Here is a 26,576-nt window from a genome sequence, read left to right as displayed (position 1 = left end):
TACCGCTAGGACTATACGCCCATGCCAGGCACAGCACCAGTCCGCGCAGCCCGATCGGCACGCGGGAAGCAACCTACGCCGGGCTTCCGACATCGACGCCCTCGCAAGACTCCGCTTCCGGCATGAGACGCCACCCCTGCCCCGGCGTCTCATGCGAGATGTGGAGTCTCGCGTCGGCACGATAATGGACGGGTGAGCACCGCATCCGCATCTGCGCCCCTCGAACTCTCCGGCTGGCGTCACCTCTATTCGGGCAAGGTCCGCGACCTCTACGCCCCCGAGGATCCGGCCGACCGGCGCCTGCTCGTCGTCGCGAGCGACCGGGTGAGCGCGTTCGACTTCGCCCTCGAGCCGGGGATCCCGGAGAAAGGCGCCCTGCTCACCGCGCTCAGCCGCTGGTGGTTCGACCGGCTCGCCGACGGTGCGGATCCGGTCTCGAACCACCTCGTCGCCGGCGCGATACCGGCCGAGGTCGCCGACCGCGCCATGCTGGCGATGTCGCTGGAGATGCTGCCGATCGAATGCGTCGTGCGCGGCTACCTGACCGGATCCGGCTGGGCGGAGTACCAGCAGAGCGGCACCGTGTGCGGGATCCCGCTGCCGAGCGGCCTGCAGAACGGCGATCGGCTGCCCGAGCCGCTGTTCACCCCCGCCTACAAGGCGCCGATGGGCCAGCACGACGAGAACATCACGTTCGAGCGCACCGCGGAGCTGGTCGGCGCCGAGCGTGCGACGCAGCTGCGCGACGTGTCGCTCGCGGTCTACCGCCGCGCGGCCGCGATCGCCGAGGAGCGCGGGCTCATCCTCGCCGACACGAAGTTCGAGTTCGGCGTGGACGCGGACGGCGTGCTGCGCCTGGCGGACGAGGTGCTCACCAGCGACTCCTCGCGGTACTGGGACGCCGAGGCGTGGCGCACCGGATCCACGCCCACGGAGCGGATGGCCAGCTTCGACAAGCAGATCGTGCGCGACTGGCTGAGCGCGCACTGGGACAAGCAGGGCACGCCACCGCTGCTGCCCGCCGAGATCGTCGCGCAGACCGCCGCCCGCTACGCCGAGCTGCTCGAACGCCTGACGGCCTGACCGGGAGGCCGAGCCCCCGTCGATGGGCCCCGGTGCTGAGCCCGGTCGCCGAACCTGGTCGCCGAGTCCGTCGAAGCGCCCGGCCGGGGTCGGATCCCTGACCGCCTGCCCTCCCAGGCAACGCCCAGGATAGGGTTTCCCCAGCCCCCAGCCCCAACCCCGATCCCGAGGAGCACACGCATGGCCCTGTGGAAGATCCACGGCAACGGTCGCACCGTCGAACCCGGCGCCGTCGTGCGCCCGGACGAGCGCCTGAACTGGCCCGCCACGATCGCGATCGGCGTGCAGCACGTCGTCGCGATGTTCGGCGCGACGTTCCTGGTGCCGATCCTCACCGGCTTCCCCGTGCCGACGACGCTGCTGTTCAGCGGCGTGGGCACGATCCTGTTCCTGCTGATCACGCGCAACAAGCTGCCCAGCTACCTGGGATCCTCGTTCGCGTTCATCGCCCCGGTCACGGCGGCGACGGCCGCGCACGCAGTCGGCGGATCGGATGGACGCGGGGCCGCCCTCGCCGGCATCGTCGCGGTCGGCGTGCTGCTGGCGCTCATCGGCGTCGTCGTGCACACCGCGGGCGTGAAGTGGGTGGATCGGTTCCTGCCGCCCGTGCTGGCCGGCACCATCGTCGCGCTCATCGGCTTCAACCTCGCCGGCGCCGCCTACGGCAACTTCGCGAAGGCCCCGATCACGGCCACCTTCACGCTCGCGATCGCGATCCTGTTCGCGGTGCTGTTCCGCGGGTTCCTCGGCCGGATCTCGATCTTCCTCGGCGTCATCGCGGGCTACATCTTCGCGGCCTTCCGCGGCGAGCTGGACTTCGCGGCGGTCGACAAGGCCGCGTGGGTCGGGTTGCCGACGTTCCATCTGCCCGACTTCGGCACCCCTGGCGTGTGGAGCGGGATAGCGATGTTCCTGCCGGTCGTGCTCGTGCTGATCGCCGAGAACGTCGGTCACGTGCGCGGCGTCGCGACGATGGTCGAGGATCCGGAGATCAACAGGCAGACCGGCAAGGCGCTCATCGCCGACGGCATCTCGACCACCCTCGCCGGCGCGTTCGGCGGATCCGGCACCACCACCTACGGCGAGAACATCGGCGTCATGGCGTCGACCCGCGTGTACTCGACCGCCGCGTACTGGGTGGCCGGCATCGCCGCGATCCTGCTGAGCCTGTCTCCGAAGTTCGGCGCGATCGTGAACTCGGTACCGCCCGGGGTGCTCGGCGGCATCACGACCGGGCTGTACGGCCTGATCGGCGTGATCGGGATCAAGATCTGGGTGGACAACCGGGTCGACTTCTCCCGTCCGGTGAACCAGTACACCGCGGCCGTCGCGCTCATCATCGCGGTGGGCGGGTTCTCGATCGCGATCCAGGACTCCGGGTTCGTGCTCGGTGGCATCGTGATCGCCACAGTCGCCGCGATCGTCATCTACCACGGCGGCAATGCGATCGCCCGCCTGCGCCGGTCGGGGGCGGACGACCCGCGCCCGATCGAGCCGGTCGGCCCGCTCGGCGGCGACCCGGCCTGAGCCCGAGCACGCCTGAGCCCGACGCGACGGTCACGCCGACCCGCGCACCACCAGCTCGGTGTCGAGGATCGTGTGCTGCGGCGGATGCCCGCCGGAGAGCAGGTCGATGAGCACGCTCGCCATCGCCTCGCCCTGCGCGTGCATGGGCTGGCGGATCGTGGTGAGCGGCGGATCGGTCGACACGGCGACCGACGAGTCGTCGTAGCCCACGATCGCGACGTCCTCGGGGATCCGGATCCCGGCAGCCCGGAGGGTCTGCAGCGCCCCGCGCGCCATCAGGTCGCTCGCGGCGACGATCGCGTCGGGCAGCTCCCCGCCGGGCCGGGCCGCGGCGGCCAGCAACGACCGCGCCGCCTCTGCGCCGTCGACCTCGGCGTAGTCGCCGGGCAGCTCCGCGAACGGCGTGAGGCCGGCATCGGCGAGCGCCTCACGGAACCCGCGCAGCCGATCCACCGCGCCCGCCATCGACAGCGGCCCCGTGATGGTCGCGATCCGGCGCCGTCCGCCACCGATCACGTGCTCCGTCGCCAGCCGGGCGCCCGCGACGTTGTCGACGTCGATGATGTAGTCGGTGTCGCGTTCGGTCGAAGGACGCCCGCCGAAGACCACCGGCACCGCCTCGACGATGCGATCGATGAACACGTCGCTGGTGTGGTGCGACAGGATGATCGCGCCGTCCACGCCCCCGTTGCGCACGAACCCGGTCATCCGCCCGCCGGGGTCATCGCTCGCGATCAGCAGGTTCAGGATGTAGTCGGAACGGCCGACGCGATCGCTGATCCCTGCGACCACCGCGCCGAAGAACGGATCCCCGAAGAACCGCGTGGTGTCCTCGGGCACGACGAGCGCGATCGCATGCGTCTGCCGGCTGGCCAGCGACCGGGCGGCCCTGTTCGGCACGTAGTGGAGCCGCGCGATCGCGTCCTGCACGGCCGCGAGCGCCTCGGGGCTCACCGCGGTCGACCCGTTCACGACGCGCGACACCGTAGATCGGGAGACCCCGGCGGCGACCGCCACCTCCTCGATCGTCGCGCGCGCCGGTCGCGGCATCGGATCCGCCCCCCTCTGGTCCGTCATGCGCTCAGACGGCACGCGCGGCGATGATCCGTGCGTACTCCCGGCCGGAGTCCTTGACGGTGCGTTCCTGCGTGTCGTAGTCGACCCGCACGATCCCGAAGCGCTTGTCGAAGCCCCACGCCCATTCGTAGTTGTCCAGCAGCGACCAGGCGAAGTAGCCGCGCACGTCGACCCCCTCCTCGATCGCGTCGTAGGTCGCGGCGAGGTGCTCGCGCAGGAACATGGCCCGCTCGGCGTCGTGCACCTGACCGCCCTCGAGCACGTCGTCGTAGGCGGCGCCGTTCTCGGTGACGTAGAGCGGGATCATCGGCGCGTACTCCGTGCCGATCCGGCGCAGCACCCGGGTGAGCCCCTCGGGCTGCACCTCCCAGTCCATGCCGGTGCGGGGCAGGCCGCGCTCGACCCAGTGCACGTCATCGGCGGCCGGGAACGGCGAGCGCGTGCGACGGCCGGTCGCGCCGTCGCCGGCGCCGTCGTGCGGCGTGCCCTCGACGCCCGGCTGCGGTGTCCCGGAGACGAGCTCGCCGTGGTAGTAGTTGATGCCCAGGCAGTCCAGGGGCGCCGCGATCGTGTCGAGGTCACCGTCCTCGATCGCGCTCGCCCAGCGGCGCACCGCGATCGGATCCACCGCACGGATGTCCTCGACGACGTCGGCCGGGTAGGCGCCGCGCAGGATCGGATCCAGGAACCAGCGGTTGAACTGGCCGTCGATGCGGCGAGCGGCGTCGACATCGCCGGGATCGCGCGCGTCGGCCGGATCCGCGACCGTGAGGTTGAGTGTGATGCCGAGGTCGAGCTGCGGATCGCGCTCGCGCAGGGCCTCGATCGTGCGGCCGTGCGCGAGCAGGAGGTGGTGGGCGGCGAGGATCCCGTCCTCGACGCTGGTGCGCCCCGGCGCGTGCACGCCCGCCGTGTAGGACAGGAAGGACGAGCACCACGGCTCGTTCAGAGTGGTCCAGTGCTGCACCCGGTCTCCGAGCACGTCGTGCACACCGAGCGCGTAGTCGACGAACCGGTCGACCGTGTCGCGCGAGGCCCAGCCGCCCTTCTCCTCGAGCGCCTGCGGCAGGTCCCAGTGATAGAGCGTGAGCCACGGCACGATCCCGGCGCCGAGCAGCTCGTCCACGAGCCGGTCGTAGAACGCGATGCCCTCGGGGTTCTGCGCGCCGCCGTCGGGTCGCACCCGGGCCCACGACGTGGAGAAGCGGTAGGTCTGCAGGCCGAGCTCGGACATCAGCGCCACGTCGCCCGGATAGCGGTGGTAGTGATCGCAGGCGACGTCGCCGGTCTCGCCGTTGTGCACGGCGCCGGGGACGCGGGCGAACGCGTCCCAGATCGAGGCGGTGCGTCCGTCCTCGAACGCGGCGCCCTCGATCTGATATGCGGCGGTGGCGGCGCCGAACAGAAAGTCGTCGGGAAACCGTCGGAAGGATGAGTTCGCGGCGTTCATGGGGTTCGGGTGCTCCTTTGTGAGGCCGTGCGGGATCGAGCGTTCGGTCGCCAGCGTATGGGAGCGCTCCCACGGCTGTCAACGCTAACCCATGCACCCGCGTACCCTGGACCGGTGACCTCCTCGCCCGCGCTCGTCCGCGCCGAATCGCTCATCCGCTCGATCGCCGACTACCCGCAGCCCGGGGTGCTGTTCCGCGACATCACGCCGCTGCTGGCCGATCGCGAGGCGCTGCACGCGACCACCGAGGCGCTCGTCGCCCCGTTCCTCGGATCCTTCGACGTCGTCGCCGGAATCGAGGCGCGCGGGTTCATCCTTGCCGGCGCCGCCGCGATCGCCGCCGGATCTGGTTTCGTGCCGATCCGCAAGGCGGGCAAGCTCCCGGCCCCCGCCGCATCCGTCGACTACGCGCTGGAGTACGGCACCGCCACGATCGAGATGCACGACGACCTGCCGGCCGGATCCCGGATCCTGCTCATCGACGACGTGCTCGCCACCGGAGGCACCCTGGCCGCAGGGCGGCGCATCGTCGAGGAGCTCGGCTACGTCGTGACCGGGATCTCGGTGCTCTTCGAGATCGAGGCGCTGCACGGCCGCGACATCGTCGGCGACGTGCACACCGTGTTCCGGAGCTGACCGGCGCCGCGACGCGGCCGGAGCGGCGCACCCGTCGCGGCGCACCCGTCGCGGCCCGCCCGCACACCGGCCGGAGGGCCCGTGCCCGCGCGATAGACTGGCCTCTGCCCCCGCCCGCGACTTTTCGGAGCCCGTCATGCCCACCATCGTCGTCGACGTCATGCCCAAGTCCGAACTGCTCGACCCGCAGGGGAAGGCCGTCTCCGGAGCGTTCGCCCGCACCGGCGTGACCGCGTTCAGCGACGTCCGCATCGGCAAGCGCTTCGAGCTCACGGTCGACGGCGAGGTCACCGACGCCGTGCTCGCCGAGGCCCGCCGTGTGGCCGAAGAGGTGCTCTCCAACGCGGTGATCGAGGACGTCATCGGCGTCGAGGTCGCCGAATGACGGTCCGGATCGGGGTCGTCACGTTCCCCGGATCCCTCGACGACCGCGACGCGCAGCGCGCCGTCCGCATCGCCGGCGCCGAGCCGGTCGCGCTCTGGCACGGCGCGCACGACCTCGAGGGCGTGGACGCCGTGATCCTCCCCGGCGGCTTCAGTTACGGCGACTACCTGCGCTCCGGCGCGATCGCCGCGCTCTCGCCGATCATGACCGAGGTCAAGGACGCGGCCGCCAAGGGCATGCCGATCCTGGGCATCTGCAACGGGTTCCAGATGCTCGTCGAGGCGCACCTGCTGCCCGGCGGCCTGATCCGCAACGACCACCAGCACTTCGTGCGTCGCGACCAGCGCCTCACGGTCGAGAACGCCGACACCGCCTGGACCAGCGTGTTCTCCCGCGGCCAGGAGATCGTGATCCCGCTGAAGAACGCCGAGGGCGGCTACATCGCCGCGGACGAGACCCTCGACCGCATCGAGGGCGAGGGCCTGGTGGCGTTCCGGTATGCGGGCGTGAACCCGAATGGATCCCTCCGCGACATCGCCGGCCTCACCAACCCCGGCGGCAACGTCGTCGGCCTGATGCCGCACCCCGAGCACGCCACCGAGCCGGGCTTCGGCCCCGACACGTCCGCGGCCATGCGCAGCGGCGTCGACGGACTGGGCTTCTTCACGAGCGCGATCGCCGCCGTCGCCCGCATCGCGGCGTAACCTCCGTCGGGCTCACCTCGGCCGTTGTGCAGGGCTGGCCGGCTTTTATGCAGGGCCGCGGGGGTGAAACCGGTCGTTTCCGGGCCCCGAACACGCGTTTCGGGCGCCAGCGCCCCGCAGAACACACCGGCCTCCCTGCAGAATGGCCCGGCAGCCGTCGTGCCATGCCACGCTGGGGCGGTCTTACGTGCAGGAGCCAGACCGGATCAGCCGAGCGCGGGATCAGCCGAGTGCCTGATCAGCCGAGTGCGGGATCAGCCGAGCGCGGGCGGCCAGACCCCGATGAGCACGGCCATGATCACGACCGTGACGAGCTCGTGCGCGATGTTCAGCACCGTCAGCGAGCTCGGGCGGCCCTCGAACGCGTCATGCGTGATGAAGCGCGCCGCGGTGAACCCCATCCACAGCGTGATCGCCGTGACCAGCGCGGAGACGAAGAAGGATCCGCCGTAGAAATGCCAGGCGATCGCCGTCGCGCCCGCGAGCACCCAGGCCGTGAGGAAGCTGACGATCACTGTGGCGATGATCGCGAGGACCGGACTGCCCTTCGGGTGGTCGAGGTCGATATCGGCCAGGCGCGCCCACCGCGTGCCGAGCACGCCGCGGGCGTACCAGATGGATCCGACGACCATGCTCGACGCGGTCGCCAGCAGAACGGCCCAGTAGTTGATCTCGGGAATCATGATGCGCTCCTCGGGTCGATCCCGATCGCGCGTCGCGATCCGGATGCGCTCAGGGTACTCCCGCACCGGCACGCATCCGCGGACGCCACCCGCGCCGAGGCGCCCGAGGTCGCGCTCGCGACCCGGGGGCAGTATCGCGCACGGATCCTGCCCCGCCAGCGTCGAGCGGCCGCGAAGGTCGTCTCGGGTCAGGCCACCTCGCCGCGCGTCGCGGCGAGCTCCTGGCCGTACGTGCGCGCCTTCTGCTCGGCGTTCTCCTTGAGCTCGAGTGCCATGTCTGTGAAGGCGTCGAGCGCCGGGTTGACCCCGACCAGGGTGAATGGCCGCTGCACGACGCGCAGGTCGAGACCCCAGACGTCTTCCAGCACCCGGCGCAGCCATGCGGTGGAGTGATCCCAGCCGTCGCGCGGAGTGCCGGGCGCGTAGTTGCCGCCGAGCACGGTGACCAGGGTCGCCGGCTTGCCCTTCAGCGCCGTGCCCGACGGGTCGATGCGCGGGTCGGTGTAGGCGAGGTCGAACCACGTCTTGAAGTGCTGCGAGACGCCGAAGTTGTACAGCGGAACGGCGAAAAGCAGGGCTTCGGCGTCGATGAGCTCGTCGGCGAGCGTGGCGGCGAGAGCACGCGCCTCGTTCTGCTCCGCGCTGCGCTGCTCCGGCGCGACGAAGCCGGCGGTGGCCGCGGCTGGCCAGGCCGTGGCGGGAATCGGGTCGGCCGCCAGATCACGCCGGGTGACGGACGAGTCGGGGTGCGCTGCAGTCCACTCGGCTTCGACGATGTCGGCGAGCGCGCGGCTGGCGGATGTCGCGGGCATGATGCTCGCATCCAGGCGGAACAGAGTCATGAGCTACCTTTCATTTCATAGTCACTAGGTTTTTCTTAGTGATAGAGATTAACGTAGCACGAGTAGAATGCTGTCATGGCAGGTGCGGAGCAGAACGCACACATGTGTGACGCGTCGGTCACACTGGCTTTCAGCGTGCTCGGCAAGCGCTGGAACGGCATGATCGTCTCCGCCGTCGGCGACGGTGCGGCCACCTTCGTCGCCCTGCGCCGGGCCGTCCCCGGCATCAGCGACACCGTGCTGTCCGACCGGCTCGCCGAACTCGGCCAGGCGGGCCTCGTCGATCGCACGGTCGAGCCCGGCCCTCCCGTGGCCGTCTCCTATGCGCTCACCGACAGCGGCCGCGGGTTGCTGCCCATCCTCGACCAGCTCGGCAAGTGGGCGTCGGCAAACCTCCAGGCCCGTATCGGATCCTGAGCAGGCGACACGAGGCCCGCCCTTCGGATCGCACTGCAGAGCGCTCAGTGCAGGCGACGCGACAGCCTCACCAGGGGCTGGCTTCGTAGTCCTTGAGGAACACGCCGTACACGTCTTCGCCGGCCTCGCCGCGCACGATCGGGTCGTACACGCGGGCGGCGCCGTCGACCAGGTCGAGCGGGGCGTGGAAGCCCTCCTCGGCGAGGCGCACCTTCGTGAAATGCGGGCGTTCGTCGGTGATCCAGCCGGTGTCGACGGCGGTCATCAGGATCCCGTCGGTCTCCAGCATCTCCTCCGCGCTGGTGCGGGTGAGCATGTTCAGCGCGGCCTTCGCCATGTTCGTGTGCGGATGGCCCGGGCCCTTGTACCGGCGGGAGAACTGCCCCTCCATCGCCGAGACGTTCACGATGTGCTTGCGCCGCGCGGCCGAGGCCGCCATCGACGGGCGCAGCCGGCTGATCAGCAGGAACGGCGCCGTGGTATTGCACAGCTGCACCTCGAGCATCTCCAGCGGATCCACCTGGTCCACGCTCTGCACCCAGCTGTTCACCCGGTTCACATCGGGCACCAGCCCGCCGGCGTCGATCGCGGTGCCGTCCGCGTGCTTGGCGAGGGACGAGGATCCCGGCGCCATCGCCAGGCGGGCGAGCTCTTCGGCGGTGAGCGCCTGCCCTCCGCGCTCGGCGATCGTGCCGCCCAGTGCCGCGACGGAGAGCAGCGGATGCGCATCGACCGAGGCCTGCAGCGCCTCGGGGTGCGGATCCGCCGTGTGCCCGAAGGTCTCCATCTCGGGCAGCGGACCGTCCGGCAGCGGCTGCAGCTCGGCGTCGGTGAGCAGCGAATACGCGCCGGGGGAACGGCGCACGGTCTGCGCGGCGTTGTTGATGAGGATGTCGAGCGGCCCCTGGGCGGCGACCGAGTCCGCGAGCGCGATCACCTGGGCGGGGTCGCGCAGGTCGATGCCGACCACCCGCAGCCGGTGCAGCCAGTCGGCCGAGTCGGGCAGCGCGGAGAAGCGCCGAACCGCGTCGCGCGGGAACCGGGTCGTGATGGTCGTGTGCGCGCCGTCGCGGAGCAGGCGTAGCGCGATGTGCATGCCGATCTTCGCGCGACCGCCGGTGAGCAGAGCGCGCTTGCCGGTGAGGTCGGTGCGGGCGTTGCGCTTGCCGTGGCTGAACCGGGCGCAGTCGGGGCAGAGCTGGTGGTAGAAGGCGTCGACGACCGTATACGGCTGCTTGCAGATGTAGCAGTTGCGCGGCTTGAGCAGCTCGCCCGCGATCGGCGCATCGACCACGCTCGTGCTCAGGTCGAGCCCTCGCGTCTCGTCGTCGATCCGATCCGGCGCACCGGTGGCGGTCGCCGCGATGACCGCACGGTCGGCCTCGGCGATCGCGTCGCGGATCTCCCGGCGGCGCACGCGCTTGGCCGCCTTGAACATGGCCGAGGTGGCACGCCGCACGGCGACGAAGTCGGGGTGGTCCTGCTCGATCTCGTGCAGTTCGGCGAGGACGCGGAGCGTGGTGGCGAGGTCGGCGGGATCGACGCCCGCTCCGACGGCGTCGCCGGACTCGGTCGTGTCGGCGGAGCGGTCGGTCATTGTCCCGATTCTACGCGAGTCGTCCCCGCCAGCGGCGGCCCTGGGGTGCGCTGACGGGGACGACTCGAATGCGCGGCGGGGTGCGGCGGGCGCGCCAGGGCGCACCGGGGCGCCGCATGCACGGCTTGCTGCCGAGCGCACGGCATCGCGACGTGTGGATCCGGTGCACTCGGCAGGATCCGGTGCACTCGGCAGGATCCCGTGCACTGGGGGCAGGATCCCGTGCACTCGCGCAGATCCGGTGCACTCGCGCGCCGGATCCGGTGGCCGCAGGCCTACGCTCGGAGGGTGAGCTTCCTCGTGACCGTCCCCACCACCGAACTCGCCGCCGACGTCGTCACCTCCGGCCCCCTGCCCGACGGCGTCGAGGTGCACGTGTGGGACATGGCGACGCCTCCCCCGGCGCCGCGCATCGACATCGTCGTGCCGTCGTATCTCGGGCGTCAGCACCTGTCCTCCCTGGCGGACATCGAGGTCGGTCTCGTGCAGGGGCAGATGATCGGCTACGAGACCGTGATCGAGCGGATCCCCGCCGGGATCCCGTTCGCGAACGCCGCGAGCGTGCACGAGACCGCGACCGCCGAGCTCGCCCTGGGCTTGACTCTCGCCGCGCAGCGCGAGCTGCCGCGGTTCGTGCGCGCCCAGGACGCGGGCGTGTGGGATCGCGGATTCACCTCGAGCCTCGCCGACCGGCGCGTGCTGCTGGTCGGGATCGGCGGGGTCGGCAAGGGCATCGCCCGTCGCCTGGCCGGGTTCGAGACGTCGATCACGGCCGTGGCGCAGTCCGCCCGCACCGAGACGGTCGAGGGCGTGGGAGAGATCGCCGTGCACCCGCTCTCCGCGCTGCCGGCGCTGCTGCCCGAGGCGGAGATCGTGATCCTGTCGCTGCCCGGCGGGCCGGCCACGAACGGCCTGTTCGACGCGGCGATGCTGGCCCGCATGGCCGACGGCGCCCTGCTCGTGAACGTCGGCCGTGGCACCCTCGTCGACACGGACGCGCTGGTCGCCGAGGGCGGACGGATCCGTGCCGCGCTCGACGTGATGGATCCGGAACCGCTGCCCGAGGGGCATCCGCTGTGGACGCTGCCCGGGGTGCTGCTCACCCCGCACATCGGCGGCGCGTCGACGGCGATGAGCCCGCGCATCGCCGCGCTGATCCGCACGCAGATCGACCGCATGCTCGCCGGCGAGGATCCGGTGAACCTGATCCGGCGATGATGTCCGCCGGTGGCGCGCCGGACGCGACAGCCGCGGGCTCGAACCGATTCGATCCGCACGATTCCGCGGTTCCAGGATTCCGCGGATACCCCCTGTGATCCCGTACCCTGATCGCATGGCCGAGATCGAGCAGTCTTCCGCACCGGGTTCCGAATGGTGGCGCACCGCCGTCATCTATCAGATCTATCCGCGCTCCTTCGCAGACGCGAACGGCGACGGCATCGGCGACCTGCCCGGCATCACGGCGCACCTCGACGCGCTGAGCGAGCTGGGCGTCGACGCGATCTGGCTGAGCCCGTTCATGCCGAGCCCGCAGAAGGACGCCGGCTACGACGTCTCGGACTATCGCGGCGTCGATGAGCTCTTCGGCACCCTCGACGACTTCGACGCGATGCTCGCCGCCGCGCACGCGCGGGGGATCCGGGTGATCGTCGACCTCGTGCCGAACCACTCCTCCGATCAGCACCGCTGGTTCCAGGAGGCGCTGAAGGCCGCACCGGGCAGCCGCGAGCGCGCCCGCTACATCTTCCGCGACGGCAAAGGCCCCGGCGGCGAGCTCCCGCCGAACAACTGGGAGAGCGTGTTCGGGGGCGGCATGTGGACGCGGGTGACCGAACCCGACGGCACACCGGGCCAGTGGTATCTGCACATCTTCGATGTCAGCCAGCCCGACTTCGACTGGACGAACGAGGAGGTCCGCGAGGAGTTCCGCGGCGTGCTGCGGTTCTGGCTCGACCGCGGTGTCGACGGCTTCCGGGTCGACGTCGCGCACGGCCTCATCAAGAAGGACGGCCTGCCCGACTACACGCCGTCCCCCGACGGCGGATCCATGGGCGGCGACCAGGACGACGTCCCGTACTGGGGTCAGCCCGGGGTGCACGACGTCTACCGCGACTGGCACCGGGTGCTCGCGGCCTACGACGGCGATCGCGCACTGTGCGCGGAGGCCTGGCTGCCGACGCTGGAGAAGACCGCACTGTGGGTCCGCCCGGATGAGATGAACCAGGCGTTCAACTTCAACTACCTGATGACCCCGTGGGACGCGACCGAGCTGCGCACCGTGATCCGCGACTCGCTGGACGCGTTCGGCGCGGTGGGCGCCCCGAGCACCTGGGTGCTCTCCAACCACGACGTGGTGCGGCACGCGTCGCGCCTCGCGCTCACGATCGACAACCCGCAGGGCGAGGGCATCGGCCCGGCGACCGAGCCGAAGCCCGACCGCGCGCTGGGCCTTGCCCGCGCCCGCGCCGCGACGACCGTGATGCTGTCGCTGCCCGGATCCGCGTACCTCTACCAGGGCGAGGAGCTGGGGCTTCCCGAGGCGATGGAGATCCCGGACGAGTTCCGGCAGGATCCCTCCTGGTTCCGCACGAACGGGGAGCGCTACGGCCGCGACGGCTGCCGGGTTCCGCTGCCGTGGACCGCTGCCGGCCCGGCCTACGGTTTCAACGACACCGGCGCCTCGTGGCTGCCGCAGCCCGCGGAATGGGCCGAGTACGCGCGCGGCGCCGAGGAGGTCTCCGCCGACTCGACCCTGTCGCTCTACAAGACGCTGCTGCGGCTGCGTGCGGAGCGCGGTCTCGGATCCGGATCCCTCGTCTGGGAGGATCTGGGCGCCGATTCCGTGGCCTTCCGCCGCGGAGACCTGCACGTGGCGGCGAACCTCGGCGACGCGCCGCTCGCGCTGCCGTCCGGGGCGTCCATCGTGGTGCGCAGCGGTCCGCTCGACGGCGACGTGCTCCCCCCGAACACGGCCGCCTGGTACACCCTGGCCGGCTGAGGCCGGGACGCGGGGCCGGCCCTCGCGAGGCCGGCCCGCTCTGGTGTCTCATGCAGAAAGTGGAGTCTCGCGCAGGAGATGCGGCGGCTCAGACCGGCTCGACCGCGCCCACCGGAGGCTCATCGGCGCCGATCCCGCCCCGCCCGGCGCGGCCGCGCAGCGTGCCCACCGTGATCAGGTGCGCGATAAGCGTCACCCCGAGAACCGCGCCGGAGAGCAGCGGCAGCTGATCCGGCAGCGCCCCGGCCGCGAGCGCGATCCCGCCCAGGGCACTGCCCAGTGCGCTGCCCAGCATCATCGCGCTGTTGTTCAGCGCGAGCACGAGGGCGGCGACCGAGTCGGACACCATGGTGGCCAGGCGCGTCTGCGCGGTCACGCCGGATCCGCCGTTGAAGAAGGCGCAGATCAGGAACCACGCGAGCCCCGCGACGGCTCCGGCGAGCCCGGGGAGCATCAGGCCGAACCAGCCGAGCAGCGCCGCGGCGAGGACCGTGGCCACGATGACCGTCAGCACGGCCACCGGACCGCGGCGATCCGTCACGCGCCCCGACACGATGTTGCCCACGAGGCTCACGATCCCGTAGCCGAACAGGGCGCCGATCATCGGATAGCCCTCGCCGATGCGCGGGCCCAGGATGAGCGTGGCATAGGTGAAGCAGAGATAGCTCGCGCACATGAGGCCCATCGGCACCAGTAGCACGGACAGGATCGCCGGCCGGGTGAGCGGGCTCAGCGCCTCGCGCAGCGACACCGGCGGTAGGGTCAGCCGAGGAACCTTGAGCAGGATCCCGACGAGCGCGGCCGCCCCGACGCCCACCACGAGGAACAGCGGGATCCGCCAGTCCGACTGGCCGATCGCGAGTCCGATCGGCACGCCCAGGGCGGTCGCGAACAGGAACCCGCCCATCACCAGCGAGAGGGCCCTGCCGCGGTACCGCTCGGGCGTGCGGGCGATGACGTACGAGCCGATCACCGCGTTCAGCAGCGCACCGCCGAGGGCCGAGACGACGCGGCCGGCCATCGCCCAGAAGTACGTCGGGGCGAGGGCGACCAGCAGATTGCCGAGCACGAAGACCCCGAGCGCGAGCATGATCGTGGCCTTGCGCTCCCAGCGGCCGGTGAGCGCTCCGAGCACGGGCCCGGCGAGCGCGCCGGTCGCCGCGAACACGCTCATGAGCTGCCCCGCGGCGGCCGCGTCCACGCGCAGGCCGGTCGCGATCTGCGGCAGCAGGCCCGCCAGCACGTAACCGTCGATCCCCATCGAGAACGTGGCGACGGCGAGCCAGATCAGGGCCCCGGGCCGGAATCCCGCCTCGACTTCGTTCGTTCGCACCACGTCATCCAACCAGAGCGGATCGGATTGCGCCCACTTTTGCGAGGAATCCGGACGAACCGTCGGACGGCCGCCCGAGACGTCCCTCCCCGCCTCCCGGCAGATCCGCGAGACTCCAGTTTCTGCATGAGACTCAGCGGCAGGCGGGGAGTCTCATGCAAAAACAGGAGTCTCGCGAAAGAGCGGCCTCAGCCCACGACCTCGAAGGCGGCGGAGAGCAGCGCCTCGTCGCGGGAGGACGGGCCGACGAGCAGCTCGAACGCGCCGGGCTCGACGCGGCGCACGCCCGCGGCGTCCACGATGGTGCAGTCGGCGACGGGCAGTTCGATCGCGACCCGGGCGGATTCGCCGGGGGCGAGCGCGACCTGCCGGTAGGTCTTCAGCTCCTTGTCGGTCCAGCTGACGCTGGTGACCGTGTCGCGCACGTACACCTGCACGGTCTCGAGCACGGGCCGGGATCCGGTGTTGGTCACGGTGATCTCGCCGAGGATCGTGTCGCTGGCGGCGAGCGCCGACGACACCAGGGCGAGCGCCGAGTACTCCACGGTCGTGTACGACCGGCCCTCGCCGAACGCCCACGTGGGCGACTGGGTGAGATCGGCGTAGCGGTTGCCGTGCTGCCCGCGGATCTGGTTGTAGTACGTGGGCTGCTGGCCGACGTGCCGCGCGAACGAGATCGGCAGGCGGCCCGAGGGCTCGATCGCGCCGGAGAGGATCTCGGCGAGCGCCCGCCCGCCGTGCATCCCCGGGTTCGCGGCCCAGAGCACCGCGGCCGCCTTCGCCGCCGACGCGGGCAGCACGAGCGGCTTCGATGCGAGCAGCACGACGACGACCGGCTTGCCGGTCGCGATCACGGCGTCGAGCAGCGCGTTCTGCCCGCCGATGAGCTCCAGGGTCGCCGTCGAGCGCCCCTCGCCGACGAGTTCGATGCGGTCGCCGACCACGGCGACGACGACGTCCGACGCCTCGGCGGCACGCACGGCCTCCGCGATCATCCGCGGGTCGGGCTCGCACGGCACGACCACCTTCGGCCGCGGCTGGCCGTCCGGGAAGGTCGCGCCGAGCGGGTCGTCCTCGAGGGTCAGGATCTCCGCGCCCTGGGCATACCGCACCGCATACCCCTCCACGGCGCGCAGGCCATCGAGGGCGGTGGTGATCATGTCGCGCGGCTGGCCGTCCAGCCAGCCGGCCTGACCGGATCCACCCGCCCAGTCGCCGAGCTGGGTCTGCGCGTCGTCCGCGAGCGGACCGACCACCGCGATCCGGATCGGATCCACCTCCGAGAGCGGGGCGGAGGATCCGAGCGGCAGCGTGCCGTCGTTCTCCAGCAGCACGATCGAGCGGCGGGCGACCTCGAGGTTGAGTGCGGAGTGCGCGCCGGATCCGACCACCGCGTCCAGCTCGGACGAGGGCAGCCGCGGGTTCTCGAACAGGCCGAGATCGAACTTCAGGGTGAGGATGCGGGCCACCGCGGCGTCGAAGGCGTCCTCCGCGAGCAGGCCGAGTGAGACGGCCTCCAGCGCCCCCTCGTAGAAGTACGGCGTGGTCATGACCATGTCGTTGCCGGCCTTCACCGCGGCGGCCGCGGCGTGGGCGTAGTCGGGCTGCACCTTCTGCTCCCAGACCATGCGACCCACGTTGTCCCAGTCGGTGATGAGCGTGCCGGTGTAGCCCCACTCGCCGCGCAGCACCTCGCTGAGCAGCCAGTCGTTGACCGTGATCGGCACGCCGTCGGTGGTCTGGTAGCCGAGCATGAACGTGCGGCAGCCCTCGCGGGCGACGCGTTCGAACGGCGGCAGGAACCAGCTGCGCAGCTTCCGGCGCGAGATGTCGGCCTCGCTCGCGTCGCGGCCGCCCTGCGTCTCGGAGTACCCGGCGAAGTGCTTCGCTGTCGCGAGGATCGCGGTCGGGTCGTCGAGTCCGTCGCCCTGGTAGCCGCGCACCATCGCACTGGCCAGCTCGCCGATGAGGAACGGATCCTCGCCGAAGGTCTCGCTGATGCGGCCCCAGCGCAGGTCGCGGGCGATGCACAGCACCGGCGAGAAGGTCCAGTGGATGCCGGTGGCCGCGACCTCTTCGGCGGTCGCCCGCGCGACCCGCTCGAGCAGATCCGCGTCCCACGACGCCGCCATGCCGAGCTGGGTCGGGTAGATGGTCGCGCCCGGCCAGAACGAATGGCCGTGGATGCAGTCCTCACCCACGAGCAGCGGGATCCGCAGCCGGGTCTGGGCGGTGAGGCGGTTCGCGTCCAGGATCCGCTCCGGGGAGGTGTGCAGGATCGAGCCGACGTGGCGGCGCAGGACATGATCGCCGAGGTCGTCGCGGGCGTCGAGCTGCAGCATCTGCCCGACCTTCTCCTCGACGCTCATGCGGCCGAGCAGGTCGGCCACACGCTCGGCGGTGGAAAGCCCGGCGTCTTGGTACGGCGCCGAGTCCTGAAGAAGGGAGGTCATGCGGTGGTGCCTTCCGGGTGGGATCCGGCCGCGGCGGTCGCGGAGGCGGGAGTGCGGACGAGGGTCACGGCCGAGTTCGCGTCGATGCCGCGCTTCTTCAGCGCCCGCGCGCGCTCACCGGCGGAACGCAGCCGCGGGTTGACGTACTCGTCGATGCCGAAGTTGATCAGCGCCAGCGCCACGCCGAGCAGCGCGATGCAGAGCCCGGCCGGCACGTACCACCACCAGTAGTCGGGGAACGCGCTGTTCTGCTGCGCCCAGAACAGGATGGTGCCCCAGTTCAGGTTCGACACGGGGATGACGCCGATGAAGGCCAGTGTGGTGAGCCCCAGCACCGCGGCGGTCATCGTGCCGACGAAGCTCGAGGCGATGATCGCCATCAGGTTCGGCAGCATCTCGACCAGGATGATGCGGTGCAGCGGCTCGCCGTTGGCCCGCGCGGCCTGGATGAAGTCGCGGTTGCGCAGCGACATGGTCTGCGCGCGCAGCACGCGCGCACCCCACGCCCAGCCTGTCAGCCCCAGCACGGCCGCGATGACGGCGAGCGGCGGATCCTGGAACTGCGAGGCGATGATGATCATCAGCGGCAGGCCCGGCAGGACGAGGAACACGTTCGACAGCGCCGACAGCGACTCGCTCTTCCAGCCGCGCAGGTAGCCGGCGGTCACCCCGACGACGATCGCCACGACGGTGGCCATGATCGTCGCGAGGAAGCCGACCACGAGCACGCCGCGGGTTCCGTAGATGACCTGGCTGAGGATGTCCTCGCCGATGTGCGTGGTCCCGAGCAGGTGCTGCCAGGAGGGCGGCTGCAGCGTCGCGTCCAGGTGCTGCGCGTTGGGCGGGTAGGGCGAGATCCACGGGGCCAGGATCGCGACGAGAACGAAGACGCCGAGGATGATCAGGCCGGCCGCGGACTTGCGGTTGCTGAACATCGCCAGCGAGGCCCTGAGCTGGCTCCAGAACGTCTTCCTGGAGGGGGCCGACGGCGCGGCGGTCGCGAGCATCGCGCCGGTCGCCGGTGCGCCGACGCCCTCGGGCTGCGCGAGGGCGGACTTGTCTGCGGGAGTCGTCATGATCAGGCCTCCGACTGACGGGTACGGGGATCGAGGATGGCGTAGGCGATGTCGGCGATGATGTTCGCAACCAGCACGGCCATCACCAGGACCAGGAAGATGCCCTGCATCAGCGCGTAGTCCTTCGCGTTGGTGGCGCTGAGCAGCAGCAGCCCGATGCCGGGGTAGGAGAACACCATCTCCATCACGATCGTGCCGCCCACGATGAAGCCGAGCGAGAGGGCGAAGCTCTGGATCTGCGGCAGCACCGCGTTGCGGGCCGCGTAGCGCCAGAGCACCCGGCGATTCGGCATGCCCTTCGCCTGCGCGACCGTGATGTAGTCCTCGTCGAGGACGGTGAGCATCATGTTGCGCATGCCGAGCACCCACCCGCCGAGCGAGGCGATCACGATCGTGATCATCGGGAGCGCGGCGTGCGAGACCACCTGGGAGATGAACTCCGGGTTCCACCCCGGATCCACCCCGACCTCGTACGCATGCCCGGCCGGGAACCAGCCGAGCATGCTGGAGAACACGGCGATGAAGATCAGGCCGAGCCAGAAGTACGGCACCGTGCCGAGGAACGTCGTCACCGGCACGAGCACGTCCAGGCGCCCGCCGCGCCGCCAGCCGATCACGGCGCCGAGGCTGGTCCCGATGAAGAACGAGATGATCGTGGCGAAGCCGACGAGCCCGAGGGTCCACGGCAGTGCGGACGCGATCGCGTCGCCCACCGGCGCCATGCCGGTGGAGATGGAGACACCGAGGTCTCCGTGCAGCAGCATGCCCCAGTAGTTCAGGTACTGCTGCCACAGCGGCACCGAGGTGTCCAGGCCGAACAGGGCGCGCAGCGCCTTCTCGGCGACCGGCGTCAGCTGGCCCTGGCTGCGCGCCATGTACGCGTCGACGGCATCGCCCTTCATCATCCGCGGGATGAAGAAGTTGATGGTGATGGCCGCCCAGGCGGTGAACACGTAAAAGGCCACGCGGCCGCCGATGAACCGCCAGGGCACGCGGATCCCGCCCTGCTCGGCCCTCGCCGCCGTCGTGCCGACGAGCGTCGGGTCGACGGGTGCCGCATCGCCGAGCACCGCGTCGCCGGTCGCGGGTTCTGGCGCGTCCGCGGCGGCGCGGTCGGTGGGCGCGGACGTGTCGGCGCTCATCGCACGCCTCCGGAGGTCTGGGCCGACATGGTGCGGAAGTGCTCCTCGGGATCGGGGGACGCGGCGCGCAGCGCGCGGGTGTAGGGGTCCTTCGGATGCAGGATGACGTCGTCGGCGGGCCCGCGCTCGACGACCCTGCCCTGGTTCAGCACCATGATCTCGTCGCTGAAGTGCCGGGCGGTGGCCAGGTCGTGGGTGATGTAGAGCACGCCGAGCCCCTCTTCGCGCTGCAGGTCGGCGAGGAGGTTCAGCACGCCGAGGCGGATCGACACGTCGAGCATCGACACGGGTTCGTCGGCCACGAGCATCGCCGGGCGGGAGGCGAGGGCGCGGGCGATGGCCACGCGCTGGCGCTGACCTCCGGAGAGCTCGTGCGGGCGCCGCTCCATCACTGCGTCGGCATCCAGGCGCACGCGTTCGAGCAGCCGTCGCACCTCGCCCTCGACCTCCTGGCGCGGCACGACGTGGTCCAGGCGCAGGGGGCGCTCGATGTGGTGGCGGATCGAGTGATAGGGGTTCAGCGAGGCGAACGGATCCTGGAACACCATGCGCAGCTGCTGCCGGTACCTGCGCAGGCCCTTGCCGCTGCGCGGGATCGGCGCGCCGTCGAGCAGCACCTGGCCGTGCGTGGGCGTCTCCAGCTGCGTCAGGATCTTCGCGATCGTGGACTTGCCGCTGCCGGACTGGCCGACCAGGCCGATGGTCTGGTGCGAGCGGAGCGTGAAGCTCACGTCGTCCAGCGCCTTCATCTGGCCGGATCCGCGGACGTTGTAGATCTTGGTGACGCCCCGGAATTCGAGCGTGGTCATCGCACCACCACTCCTCTCTCGCCGGTGAGGCGGGGGAAGGAACGGAGCAGGTCCCTGGTGTATTCGTGCTGCGGATCCGTCCAGATCTGCTCGGCATCGGAGAGCTCGACGATCTCGCCCTCGCGCATGATGGCGATGCGATCGCTGATCTCCAGCAGCAGCGGAAGGTCGTGCGTGATGAACACCACGGAGAACCCGAACTCGTGACGCAGCTGCGAGATCTGCTTGAGGATCTCGCGCTGCACGAGCACGTCCAGCGCGGTGGTCGGCTCGTCCATCACCATCAGCTGCGGGCGCAGCGCGAGGGCCATCGCGATCATGACGCGCTGGCGCATGCCTCCGGAGAGCTCGTGCGGGTAGGAGCGCCGTCGCTGGCCGCCCACCTTCACGATCTCCAGCAGCTCGACCACCGCGGCGCGGCGCTCCGCCCGGCTCATGCCGGGGCGATGCACCTGGAACACGTCGTCCAGCTGCGAGCCGATGGTGGCCACCGGGTTGAGAGCGTTCATCGCCCCCTGGAACACCATCGAGATCTTGTTCCAGCGGAAGCGGCGCATCTGCTCGACGTCGAGCGTGTGCAGATCGATGTCCTCGCCGCTCTCGTCGTGGAAGACGACGCTGCCGCTCGTGATGACGGCCGGCGGCTTCAGCAGCCGCTGCACGCCGTAGGCGAGCGTCGTCTTGCCGCTGCCGCTCTCGCCGGCAAGGCCCACGATCTCGCCGCGCCGGATGTCGAGGGTGACGTTCTTCACCGCTTCGACGGGGGGATCCACGTCGTACACGACGGAGAAGTCGCGCACGGTGAGGAGGGATTCAGTCATGAGGAGGATGCTTTCGGGCTCGTGGAGGTCGGGCTCGGGAGGGCGCGGGATGATCCCGCACCCTCCCGAGACGTGCCGGGGTTACTTGACCGGCTTGAGCTTCATGAGCACCTGGACGGCCGTCGCCTGCGTCGGGTCGGCGGTCGCGTACTGATCGGTCTCGCTCGGCCACCCGGTGAACGCGCGGGTGTTGTACTCGGCCAGCTGCGGGTGGGTTCCGATCGGGATGGCCGGGACGTCGTCGACGAAGATCTTCTCGATCTTGTGGAGAGCCGCGGTGCGCGTGGCGTCATCCGAGGCCTGCGCGTACTCCTTGAGCAGCGCCGTCGCCTCGGGGTTGCTGTAGCGCCCGAAGTTGTCGGAGACCTTGCCTCCGGCGGCCTGATCGATGTAGGCGCCGTTCATGACGTCGTCATAGATGTGCCACGGGTTGGATCCGGATCCGGTCCAGTGCAGGGCCGCGTCGAAGTTGCCGGTCGCCATGTTGGTGAACCAGGTGTCCGCGTCGGGGGTCGCGACCTTCGCGTCGGCGCCGAGCGTGCTCTTGATCTGCGTCGCGACCAGCTGGATGCCGGTGACGTAGTCGTTCCAGCCTTGCGGATCCTGCAGCGTGAAGGACACCGGGTTGCCGGACGGATCGATCAGCGCGCTGTCCTTCCAGGTGTATCCGGCGTCGGTGAGCACCTTCTTGGCACCCGCGACATCGATCGAGAAGGTCGTGTTCTTGTACTCGGGGGCGATGTACTGGTCACCGGTCGGCTGAGGGATGCCGGTGACGTTCGTGAGCTCGGGGCCGGCGTTGCTGCGCGCCTTCTCCGCGTGCGCCTTGCGGTCCACGACCATGTTCACGGCCTTGCGGAACGCGACGTCGTTGAACGGCGCCTTCGTGGTGTTCACCAGGATCATGTCGGGGCTCAGCACGTTCGCGCCCCAGAACACGTTGTGCTTCGGGTCCTTGTCGACGTAGTTCGTCTTGTAATCGGTGATGAAGATCTGCGCCCAGTCGGCCTCCTTGGTCTGCAGCGCACGCAGCAGGCCGGTGTTGTCGTTGTACTCGAGGTACTTCAGCTGCGCGACCGGGACGGTGCCGCCCCAGTAGTCGGAGCGGGCCTTCAGCACGACGCCCTGCGAGGAGAAGCTCTTGATCGTGTACGGCCCGGTGCCGATCGCGTCCTTGACCGGATCCTTCGACGGGTCGGCGATGTCCTTCCACTGGTGCTCCGGGACGATGCTGACCTGCAGCACGTCGCCCTGCTTGACGAACTTCGACTCGCTGAAGGTCATCACGACGTTGTCGCCGTCCTTCTTGATGTCGGCCAGCTTCAGGCCGCCCGTGTCCAGGGCGGGCGTGTTCTTGATCATCGTGTACGTGAAGATGATGTCGTCTGCGGTGAACGGCTTGCCGTCGTTCCACTTCACGTTCGCCCGGGGGGTGACGGTGAGCTGCGTGTAATCGCTGTTCCACTCGACCTTCGAGGCCAGCCACGGGGTCGTCTCGTTCTTGCCGACCGGGTTCACCATCGCGAGCGGTTCGTAGATCATCCGGTCATAGCCGAGCGACGGGCCGGAGCCGGTGCCGATGAACGGGTTGTTGATCTGCGTCGCGAGGACGGCGGCGCCGTCCGGCTTCGCGATCGTGAGCGAGCCGCCGCTCGCCGCCGACGAGCCGCCACCGGAGCCCGTCGAGCAGCCGGTCAGCGCCAGGGTACTGAGGGCCGCGAACGCCGTGAGGGCGAGCAGGGTCTTCTTGAGCCTCATTGCTTCTCCTTCGTGAGGGGACACGGTCATCGTGCCACCTGGGTTGACGCAGGGTTTCCGGCCAGGTCGGAAATTAACTTACTGTCGAGAAAGTAAGCTTTGCTGAAAGCTACTCGACGTTAGTCTGATTTGACAAGAAGAGGTGGGGAACGAAATGGTCACGACGACCTCGTCAGCCGTCAAGTCTCGACCGGAGACCGAGCGCAAGCGCACCGAGATCCTGAAGGCTGCGATCGAGATCTTCGGCGCCAAGGGATCCACGAACGGCACGCTCGCCGACATCGCGGAGCAGGTCGGCATGACCCATGCCGGGGTGCTGCATCACTTCGGCTCGAAGCAGAAGCTGCTGCTCGAGGTGCTCGCCTACCGCGACCAGAGCGATGTCGCCGAGCTCGCCGAGCAGCACATCCCGAACGGCCCCGCCCTGTTCGCGCACCTCGTGCGCACCGCGTTCGCGAACGCCCTGCGCCCCGGCATCGTGCAGGTCTACACGGTGCTGTCGGCCGAGTCCGTCACCGACCGGCATCCGGCCAGGAGCTTCTTCGAGGATCGCTACACGGTGCTGCGCAGAGAGGTCGTCGCCGCGTTCGGCGAGCTGTGCGCGCAGGAGGGCGTGACCGACACCGACACGATCGGACACGCCTCCGCGTCGATCCTCGCGGTCATGGACGGCCTGCAGCTGCAGTGGCTGCTGGATCCTTCGGCGGTCGAGCTGGCCGAGGCGAGCGAGTTCGCGATCCAGGCGATCGTGAACGGCGTGCTGCGCCCGGGACCCCGCATTGGCACGTACGTCGCAGACTGACCCCGGCCCCCCGATCCGCCCCCGATCCGCGAGACTCCCGATTGCGCATGAGACTGCGTGACCGGTCTGGCGTCTCCTGCGAGAAGTGGAGTCTCGCGGATAGGCTCGGCGGCATGACGATCGACCTCGAAGCGCTCTTCATCGACCTGCACCGCAACCCCGAGCTCTCGTTCCAGGAGGTGCGCACTGCCGCCATCGCCGCCGGGCACCTGCGCGATCTGGGACTGGACGTCACCGAGGGCATCGGGCAGACCGGCGTCATCGGCGTGCTGCGCAACGGTTCTTCGGCGAGCACCGCGGCCGGACCCGTGGTCTGGCTGCGCGCCGACATGGACGCGCTCCCGGTGGTCGAGGAGTCCGGGCTGCCCTATGCGAGCACGGCGATGGGCGTGGATCCCGAGGGCCACGAGGTCGGCATCATGCACGCGTGCGGCCACGACATGCACGTCACGGCGATGATCGGCGCCGTCGAGGAGCTCGTGCGCACGAAGGACGAGTGGTCGGGCACCGTGGTCGTCGTGATCCAGCCTGCGGAGGAGTACGGCGCCGGTGCCCGCGCGATGCTCGACGACGGCGCGCTGGACCGCTTCCCCCGCCCCGACGTGGTGCTCGGCCAGCACGTCACCCCGTTCCCCACGGGCGTGATCGGCGTGCGCCCGGGACCGCAGATGTCGGCCTCCGACGGCCTGCACGTGGTGCTGCACGGACGCGGCGGACACGGATCCCGGCCGCACTCCACGATCGACCCGATCGTGATGGCCGCCGCCACCGTGATGCGCCTGCAGACCGTGGTGTCGCGCGAGGTGGATCCGCACGACCTCGCCGTGGTGACCGTCGGCGCGATCCACGCCGGCACGAAGAACAACATCATCCCCGCCGAGGCCACGCTCGAGCTGAGCCTGCGCTACCCCGACGACGCACTCCGGACGAAGGTGCTGGCCGACGTCGAGCGGATCATCCGGGCCGAGGCCATGGCCTCGGGGGCGACCGAGGATCCCACGATCGAGACCCTGCACACCCTCCCCGCCACGATCAACGACGCCTCCGCCACCGAGCGGGCGACCGCCGCGTTCCGTGCCGCGTTCGGGGACGACCGCGTGATCGATCCCGGCCTGTTCACCGGCAGCGAGGACGTGTCGTGGTTCGCCCGCGACGCCGGCGTCCCGCTCGTGTTCTGGTTCTGGGGCGGCGTCGATCCGGCCCGCTACGCCGCGGCCGTCGCGGCGGGCACGGTCGACAGCGAGATCGCGACGAACCACTCCCCGTTCTTCGCGATCGAGATCCACCCCACGATCGAGATCGGCGTGCGCGCTCTCACAGTCGCGGCGCGCGAGTTCCTGGGCTGAGCCGCAGGGCCTCTTGCCCTGCAGAATGGCAACACCAGCACTGCAGAACGGCAACGAGAGAAAGATGCGGCTGAGGTTTCCGGAATCCAGCATCCCGACCGCCTCCGCCCGCTGTTGCAGCTGTTGGCCATGGAGAGTGCGTCGGAATTCGTCGCCGCGTCCTATGCGCGCAGGCTCGATGTGCCGTCCCGCAGCATTCCGAACTATCTCTGCGCACTCCGCGACGTGTTCCTCGTGCGGGAGCTCTCCGCCTGGGGGAACAATCTGAGCGCGCGAGTCGTGTCCAAACCGAAAGTCACGATCGCCGATCCTGGCCTCGCCGGAGCCTTGGCCGGAGCCGACGTCACCGGGCTGGAGCGGGACGTCTCGAGCGCCCTCACCGGCGGTCTGGTGGAGGGATTCGTCACCTCGGAGCTGGCCAAGCAGCGAACCTGGTCCGCGATCGATTATCAGATGTCGCACTTCCGCGACAGCACAGGACCAGAGGTCGATCTCGTTCTCGAGAACCCTCGCAGAGAGGTCGTCGCCATCGAGATCACGGCGTCGACCTCTCTCACCGGACGACAGTTCCGCGGATTGGACTTCCTCAAGGAGAAACTCGGCGAGCGCTTCATCGCCGGGATCGTGCTGTACACCGGCACCCGCGCGCTGCCCTTCGGGGATCGCCTCTGGGCGCTGCCGATCGGCTCGCTGTGGCGAGCGCAGCCTGCCTGAGGGGGCGCGCTCGTCGCCGTGCTCAGACCTCGACGGTCATCGAGGGGAGGGCTGCGAGCGGCGCGTGCGCCTCGCGGTGCAGCTGCTCCATGCGCTCGTCGAGCTCGGTCGCCGCATCGGCCGCGGCCGTCAGGCTGTCCACGAGGTGCGCGGGGACCTGCCCCTGGAACTTGTAGTGGATCTTGTGCTCCAGGCTCGCCCAGAAATCCATCGCGATCGTGCGGAACTGCACCTCGACCGGCACCATGATCGGGCCGGAGGAGAGGAACACCGGCACCTCGAGGATCGCGTGCAGGCTGCGGTAGCCGTTCGCCTTCGGGGTCGCGATGTAGTCCTTCACGATGCGGACGGTGATGTCGTCCTGCGCGGTGAGCAGATCGAACAGCCGGTAGACGTCGGCGACGAAGCTGCAGGTGACGCGCACACCGGCGATGTCCGTGATGTGCTCGCGGATCGAGTCGAAGTCGGGCTCGATCCCCCGGCGCGCGACCTTCTCCACGATGCTGTCCGGCGACTTCACCCGGCTCTTCACGTGCTCGATCGGGTTGTAAGAGTGGTGATGCGCGAACTCGTCGCGCAGGATCGAGATCTTCGTCTCGATCTCGCGCATCCCGAACTCGTACTCGTGCAGGAACCGCTGGAACTCGTCGCGGAGCTCCCGCGCCTCGGTCAGGGTCTGGTGCAGCGTTTCGTCATCGACGGGGGCCGTGCTCATACCCGCGACGCTACGCACTCGGCGTTCGGATCTCCTGTGTGTTCGTTCTGAGCGGATCCAGGATCCGGCAGGCGCGGAGAGCGCTCTCCGCGCCTGCGCGGTTACCCGCTTCCGACACGCGCGGGCCCGACGACGGCAAAGAGGGGTGCGTCCCGTAGCGTGGTGTCATTTCCCGCGGGGTTCTCGTCGTCGGAGACGGTGAAGGGCC

General features: G+C 70.1%; 24 protein-coding genes. 11 read left to right on the top strand and 13 right to left on the bottom strand.

Features of this window, described 5'->3' with window-relative positions; translation table 11 throughout:
- Positions 1-192 precede the first annotated feature (192 nt).
- Complete coding sequence (locus ABD882_RS03705) at positions 193-1,083, top strand: phosphoribosylaminoimidazolesuccinocarboxamide synthase (protein WP_345184487.1); 891 nt, start codon at positions 193-195, stop codon at positions 1,081-1,083.
- 180 nt (positions 1,084-1,263) lie between these two features.
- A complete protein-coding gene (locus ABD882_RS03700) occupies positions 1,264-2,610 on the top strand; it encodes a uracil-xanthine permease family protein (protein WP_345184485.1) in 1,347 nt (448 codons plus the stop codon).
- 30 nt (positions 2,611-2,640) lie between these two features.
- Here ABD882_RS03700 and ABD882_RS03695 read toward each other — a convergent pair whose 3' ends face one another.
- Together ABD882_RS03695 and ABD882_RS03690 are read right to left on the bottom strand one after the other, a co-directional pair.
- The gene (locus ABD882_RS03695) at positions 2,641-3,687 is read right to left on the bottom strand and encodes a LacI family DNA-binding transcriptional regulator (protein ID WP_345184482.1); all 1,047 of its coding nucleotides are present in this window, start codon (positions 3,685-3,687) and stop codon (positions 2,641-2,643) included.
- A gap of 4 nt (positions 3,688-3,691) precedes the next feature.
- On the bottom strand, positions 3,692-5,137 hold the full coding sequence (locus ABD882_RS03690) for a glycoside hydrolase family 1 protein (protein ID WP_345184480.1): 1,446 nt from the start codon (positions 5,135-5,137) through the stop codon (positions 3,692-3,694).
- Between the two features lie 114 nt (positions 5,138-5,251).
- On the opposite strand from ABD882_RS03690, the gene ABD882_RS03685 reads away from it, so the two are divergent.
- The 3 genes from ABD882_RS03685 to purQ all read left to right on the top strand — a co-directional run bounded on the left by ABD882_RS03685 (position 5,252) and on the right by purQ (position 6,862).
- Complete coding sequence (locus ABD882_RS03685; protein ID WP_345184478.1) at positions 5,252-5,773, top strand: adenine phosphoribosyltransferase; 522 nt, start codon at positions 5,252-5,254, stop codon at positions 5,771-5,773.
- 136 nt (positions 5,774-5,909) lie between these two features.
- Positions 5,910-6,158, top strand: a complete 249-nt coding sequence (gene purS, locus ABD882_RS03680) for a phosphoribosylformylglycinamidine synthase subunit PurS (RefSeq protein ID WP_345184476.1) — start codon at positions 5,910-5,912, stop codon at positions 6,156-6,158.
- Positions 6,155-6,862, top strand: a complete 708-nt coding sequence (purQ, locus tag ABD882_RS03675) for a phosphoribosylformylglycinamidine synthase subunit PurQ (protein WP_345184474.1) — start codon at positions 6,155-6,157, stop codon at positions 6,860-6,862. Before purS ends, purQ begins: the two co-directional genes overlap by 4 nt.
- A gap of 254 nt (positions 6,863-7,116) precedes the next feature.
- Here the strand turns inward: purQ and ABD882_RS03670 are convergent, their stop codons facing one another.
- Together ABD882_RS03670 and ABD882_RS03665 are read right to left on the bottom strand one after the other, a co-directional pair.
- Positions 7,117-7,545: a DUF1761 domain-containing protein gene (locus ABD882_RS03670; protein ID WP_345184472.1), complete on the bottom strand. Its 429-nt coding sequence runs from the start codon at positions 7,543-7,545 to the stop codon at positions 7,117-7,119.
- A gap of 188 nt (positions 7,546-7,733) precedes the next feature.
- A complete protein-coding gene (locus ABD882_RS03665; RefSeq protein ID WP_345184470.1) occupies positions 7,734-8,387 on the bottom strand; it encodes an FMN-dependent NADH-azoreductase in 654 nt (217 codons plus the stop codon).
- Positions 8,388-8,462: 75 nt separating this feature from the next.
- Between ABD882_RS03665 and ABD882_RS03660 the strand changes: the two genes are divergently transcribed.
- Positions 8,463-8,804 (top strand): winged helix-turn-helix transcriptional regulator, encoded by a 342-nt coding sequence (locus ABD882_RS03660; RefSeq protein WP_345184468.1) that lies wholly within the window; start codon positions 8,463-8,465, stop codon positions 8,802-8,804.
- A 67-nt stretch (positions 8,805-8,871) separates the two neighbouring features.
- Here ABD882_RS03660 and ABD882_RS03655 read toward each other — a convergent pair whose 3' ends face one another.
- On the bottom strand, positions 8,872-10,401 hold the full coding sequence (locus tag ABD882_RS03655; RefSeq protein WP_345184467.1) for an SDR family NAD(P)-dependent oxidoreductase: 1,530 nt from the start codon (positions 10,399-10,401) through the stop codon (positions 8,872-8,874).
- 288 nt (positions 10,402-10,689) lie between these two features.
- Between ABD882_RS03655 and ABD882_RS03650 the strand changes: the two genes are divergently transcribed.
- Both ABD882_RS03650 and ABD882_RS03645 read left to right on the top strand, forming a co-directional pair.
- Positions 10,690-11,619: a 2-hydroxyacid dehydrogenase gene (locus ABD882_RS03650; protein ID WP_345184464.1), complete on the top strand. Its 930-nt coding sequence runs from the start codon at positions 10,690-10,692 to the stop codon at positions 11,617-11,619.
- A 115-nt stretch (positions 11,620-11,734) separates the two neighbouring features.
- Positions 11,735-13,399: a glycoside hydrolase family 13 protein gene (locus ABD882_RS03645; RefSeq protein WP_345184462.1), complete on the top strand. Its 1,665-nt coding sequence runs from the start codon at positions 11,735-11,737 to the stop codon at positions 13,397-13,399.
- 88 nt (positions 13,400-13,487) lie between these two features.
- Here the strand turns inward: ABD882_RS03645 and ABD882_RS03640 are convergent, their stop codons facing one another.
- From ABD882_RS03640 to ABD882_RS03610, 7 genes are all read right to left on the bottom strand, one after another.
- Positions 13,488-14,732 carry an MFS transporter gene (locus tag ABD882_RS03640; RefSeq protein WP_345184461.1) on the bottom strand — a complete coding sequence of 415 codons (1,245 nt, stop codon included), beginning with the start codon at positions 14,730-14,732 and terminating at the stop codon, positions 13,488-13,490.
- 188 nt (positions 14,733-14,920) lie between these two features.
- The gene (locus ABD882_RS03635; protein ID WP_345184459.1) at positions 14,921-17,185 is read right to left on the bottom strand and encodes an exo-beta-d-1,3/1,6-glucosidase; all 2,265 of its coding nucleotides are present in this window, start codon (positions 17,183-17,185) and stop codon (positions 14,921-14,923) included.
- A complete protein-coding gene (locus ABD882_RS03630) occupies positions 17,182-18,261 on the bottom strand; it encodes an ABC transporter permease (RefSeq protein ID WP_425563319.1) in 1,080 nt (359 codons plus the stop codon). Before ABD882_RS03630 ends, ABD882_RS03635 begins: the two co-directional genes overlap by 4 nt.
- Before the next feature lie 2 nt (positions 18,262-18,263).
- Positions 18,264-19,403, bottom strand: a complete 1,140-nt coding sequence (locus ABD882_RS03625; protein WP_345184458.1) for an ABC transporter permease — start codon at positions 19,401-19,403, stop codon at positions 18,264-18,266.
- Positions 19,400-20,212: an ABC transporter ATP-binding protein gene (locus ABD882_RS03620; protein ID WP_345184456.1), complete on the bottom strand. Its 813-nt coding sequence runs from the start codon at positions 20,210-20,212 to the stop codon at positions 19,400-19,402. Before ABD882_RS03620 ends, ABD882_RS03625 begins: the two co-directional genes overlap by 4 nt.
- Positions 20,209-21,033: an ABC transporter ATP-binding protein gene (locus tag ABD882_RS03615; RefSeq protein ID WP_345184454.1), complete on the bottom strand. Its 825-nt coding sequence runs from the start codon at positions 21,031-21,033 to the stop codon at positions 20,209-20,211. Before ABD882_RS03615 ends, ABD882_RS03620 begins: the two co-directional genes overlap by 4 nt.
- A gap of 81 nt (positions 21,034-21,114) precedes the next feature.
- Positions 21,115-22,791 carry an ABC transporter substrate-binding protein gene (locus tag ABD882_RS03610; protein ID WP_345184453.1) on the bottom strand — a complete coding sequence of 559 codons (1,677 nt, stop codon included), beginning with the start codon at positions 22,789-22,791 and terminating at the stop codon, positions 21,115-21,117.
- Positions 22,792-22,945: 154 nt separating this feature from the next.
- Between ABD882_RS03610 and ABD882_RS03605 the strand changes: the two genes are divergently transcribed.
- The 3 genes from ABD882_RS03605 (at position 22,946) to ABD882_RS03595 (ending at position 25,653) form a co-directional block, all read left to right on the top strand.
- Positions 22,946-23,593 (top strand): TetR/AcrR family transcriptional regulator, encoded by a 648-nt coding sequence (locus ABD882_RS03605; RefSeq protein WP_345184451.1) that lies wholly within the window; start codon positions 22,946-22,948, stop codon positions 23,591-23,593.
- A 113-nt stretch (positions 23,594-23,706) separates the two neighbouring features.
- Complete coding sequence (locus tag ABD882_RS03600) at positions 23,707-24,939, top strand: amidohydrolase (RefSeq protein ID WP_345184449.1); 1,233 nt, start codon at positions 23,707-23,709, stop codon at positions 24,937-24,939.
- A gap of 18 nt (positions 24,940-24,957) precedes the next feature.
- Positions 24,958-25,653, top strand: coding sequence for an ATP-binding protein (locus ABD882_RS03595; protein ID WP_345184810.1), 696 nt, complete (start codon positions 24,958-24,960; stop codon positions 25,651-25,653).
- A gap of 22 nt (positions 25,654-25,675) precedes the next feature.
- Here ABD882_RS03595 and ABD882_RS03590 read toward each other — a convergent pair whose 3' ends face one another.
- The gene (locus tag ABD882_RS03590) at positions 25,676-26,368 is read right to left on the bottom strand and encodes a GTP pyrophosphokinase (RefSeq protein WP_345184447.1); all 693 of its coding nucleotides are present in this window, start codon (positions 26,366-26,368) and stop codon (positions 25,676-25,678) included.
- Between the last annotated feature and the right edge of the window lie 208 nt (positions 26,369-26,576).

This window comes from Microbacterium panaciterrae (assembly GCF_039541635.1).
GTDB lineage: Bacteria > Actinomycetota > Actinomycetes > Actinomycetales > Microbacteriaceae > Microbacterium > Microbacterium panaciterrae.
Note: the sequence above shows the minus strand (reverse complement) of the source record. Positions and strands in the feature narration are given on the sequence as shown.

Excerpts from the sequence above, each read along its gene's own strand:
- ABD882_RS03700 (WP_345184485.1), top strand. The coding sequence starts at position 1,264 with ATGGCCCTGTGGAAGATCCACGGCAACGGTCGCACCGTCGAACCCGGC.
- ABD882_RS03695 (WP_345184482.1), bottom strand. The coding sequence starts at position 3,687 with ATGACGGACCAGAGGGGGGCGGATCCGATGCCGCGACCGGCGCGCGCG.
- ABD882_RS03690 (WP_345184480.1), bottom strand. The coding sequence starts at position 5,137 with ATGAACGCCGCGAACTCATCCTTCCGACGGTTTCCCGACGACTTTCTG.
- purS (WP_345184476.1), top strand. The coding sequence starts at position 5,910 with ATGCCCACCATCGTCGTCGACGTCATGCCCAAGTCCGAACTGCTCGAC.
- purQ (WP_345184474.1), top strand. The coding sequence starts at position 6,155 with ATGACGGTCCGGATCGGGGTCGTCACGTTCCCCGGATCCCTCGACGAC.
- ABD882_RS03670 (WP_345184472.1), bottom strand. The coding sequence starts at position 7,545 with ATGATTCCCGAGATCAACTACTGGGCCGTTCTGCTGGCGACCGCGTCG.
- ABD882_RS03665 (WP_345184470.1), bottom strand. The coding sequence starts at position 8,387 with ATGACTCTGTTCCGCCTGGATGCGAGCATCATGCCCGCGACATCCGCC.
- ABD882_RS03660 (WP_345184468.1), top strand. The coding sequence starts at position 8,463 with ATGGCAGGTGCGGAGCAGAACGCACACATGTGTGACGCGTCGGTCACA.
- ABD882_RS03655 (WP_345184467.1), bottom strand. The coding sequence starts at position 10,401 with ATGACCGACCGCTCCGCCGACACGACCGAGTCCGGCGACGCCGTCGGA.
- ABD882_RS03645 (WP_345184462.1), top strand. The coding sequence starts at position 11,735 with ATGGCCGAGATCGAGCAGTCTTCCGCACCGGGTTCCGAATGGTGGCGC.
- ABD882_RS03635 (WP_345184459.1), bottom strand. The coding sequence starts at position 17,185 with ATGACCTCCCTTCTTCAGGACTCGGCGCCGTACCAAGACGCCGGGCTT.
- ABD882_RS03630 (WP_425563319.1), bottom strand. The coding sequence starts at position 18,261 with ATGACGACTCCCGCAGACAAGTCCGCCCTCGCGCAGCCCGAGGGCGTC.
- ABD882_RS03625 (WP_345184458.1), bottom strand. The coding sequence starts at position 19,403 with ATGAGCGCCGACACGTCCGCGCCCACCGACCGCGCCGCCGCGGACGCG.
- ABD882_RS03620 (WP_345184456.1), bottom strand. The coding sequence starts at position 20,212 with ATGACCACGCTCGAATTCCGGGGCGTCACCAAGATCTACAACGTCCGC.
- ABD882_RS03615 (WP_345184454.1), bottom strand. The coding sequence starts at position 21,033 with ATGACTGAATCCCTCCTCACCGTGCGCGACTTCTCCGTCGTGTACGAC.
- ABD882_RS03610 (WP_345184453.1), bottom strand. The coding sequence starts at position 22,791 with ATGAGGCTCAAGAAGACCCTGCTCGCCCTCACGGCGTTCGCGGCCCTC.
- ABD882_RS03605 (WP_345184451.1), top strand. The coding sequence starts at position 22,946 with ATGGTCACGACGACCTCGTCAGCCGTCAAGTCTCGACCGGAGACCGAG.
- ABD882_RS03600 (WP_345184449.1), top strand. The coding sequence starts at position 23,707 with ATGACGATCGACCTCGAAGCGCTCTTCATCGACCTGCACCGCAACCCC.
- ABD882_RS03590 (WP_345184447.1), bottom strand. The coding sequence starts at position 26,368 with ATGAGCACGGCCCCCGTCGATGACGAAACGCTGCACCAGACCCTGACC.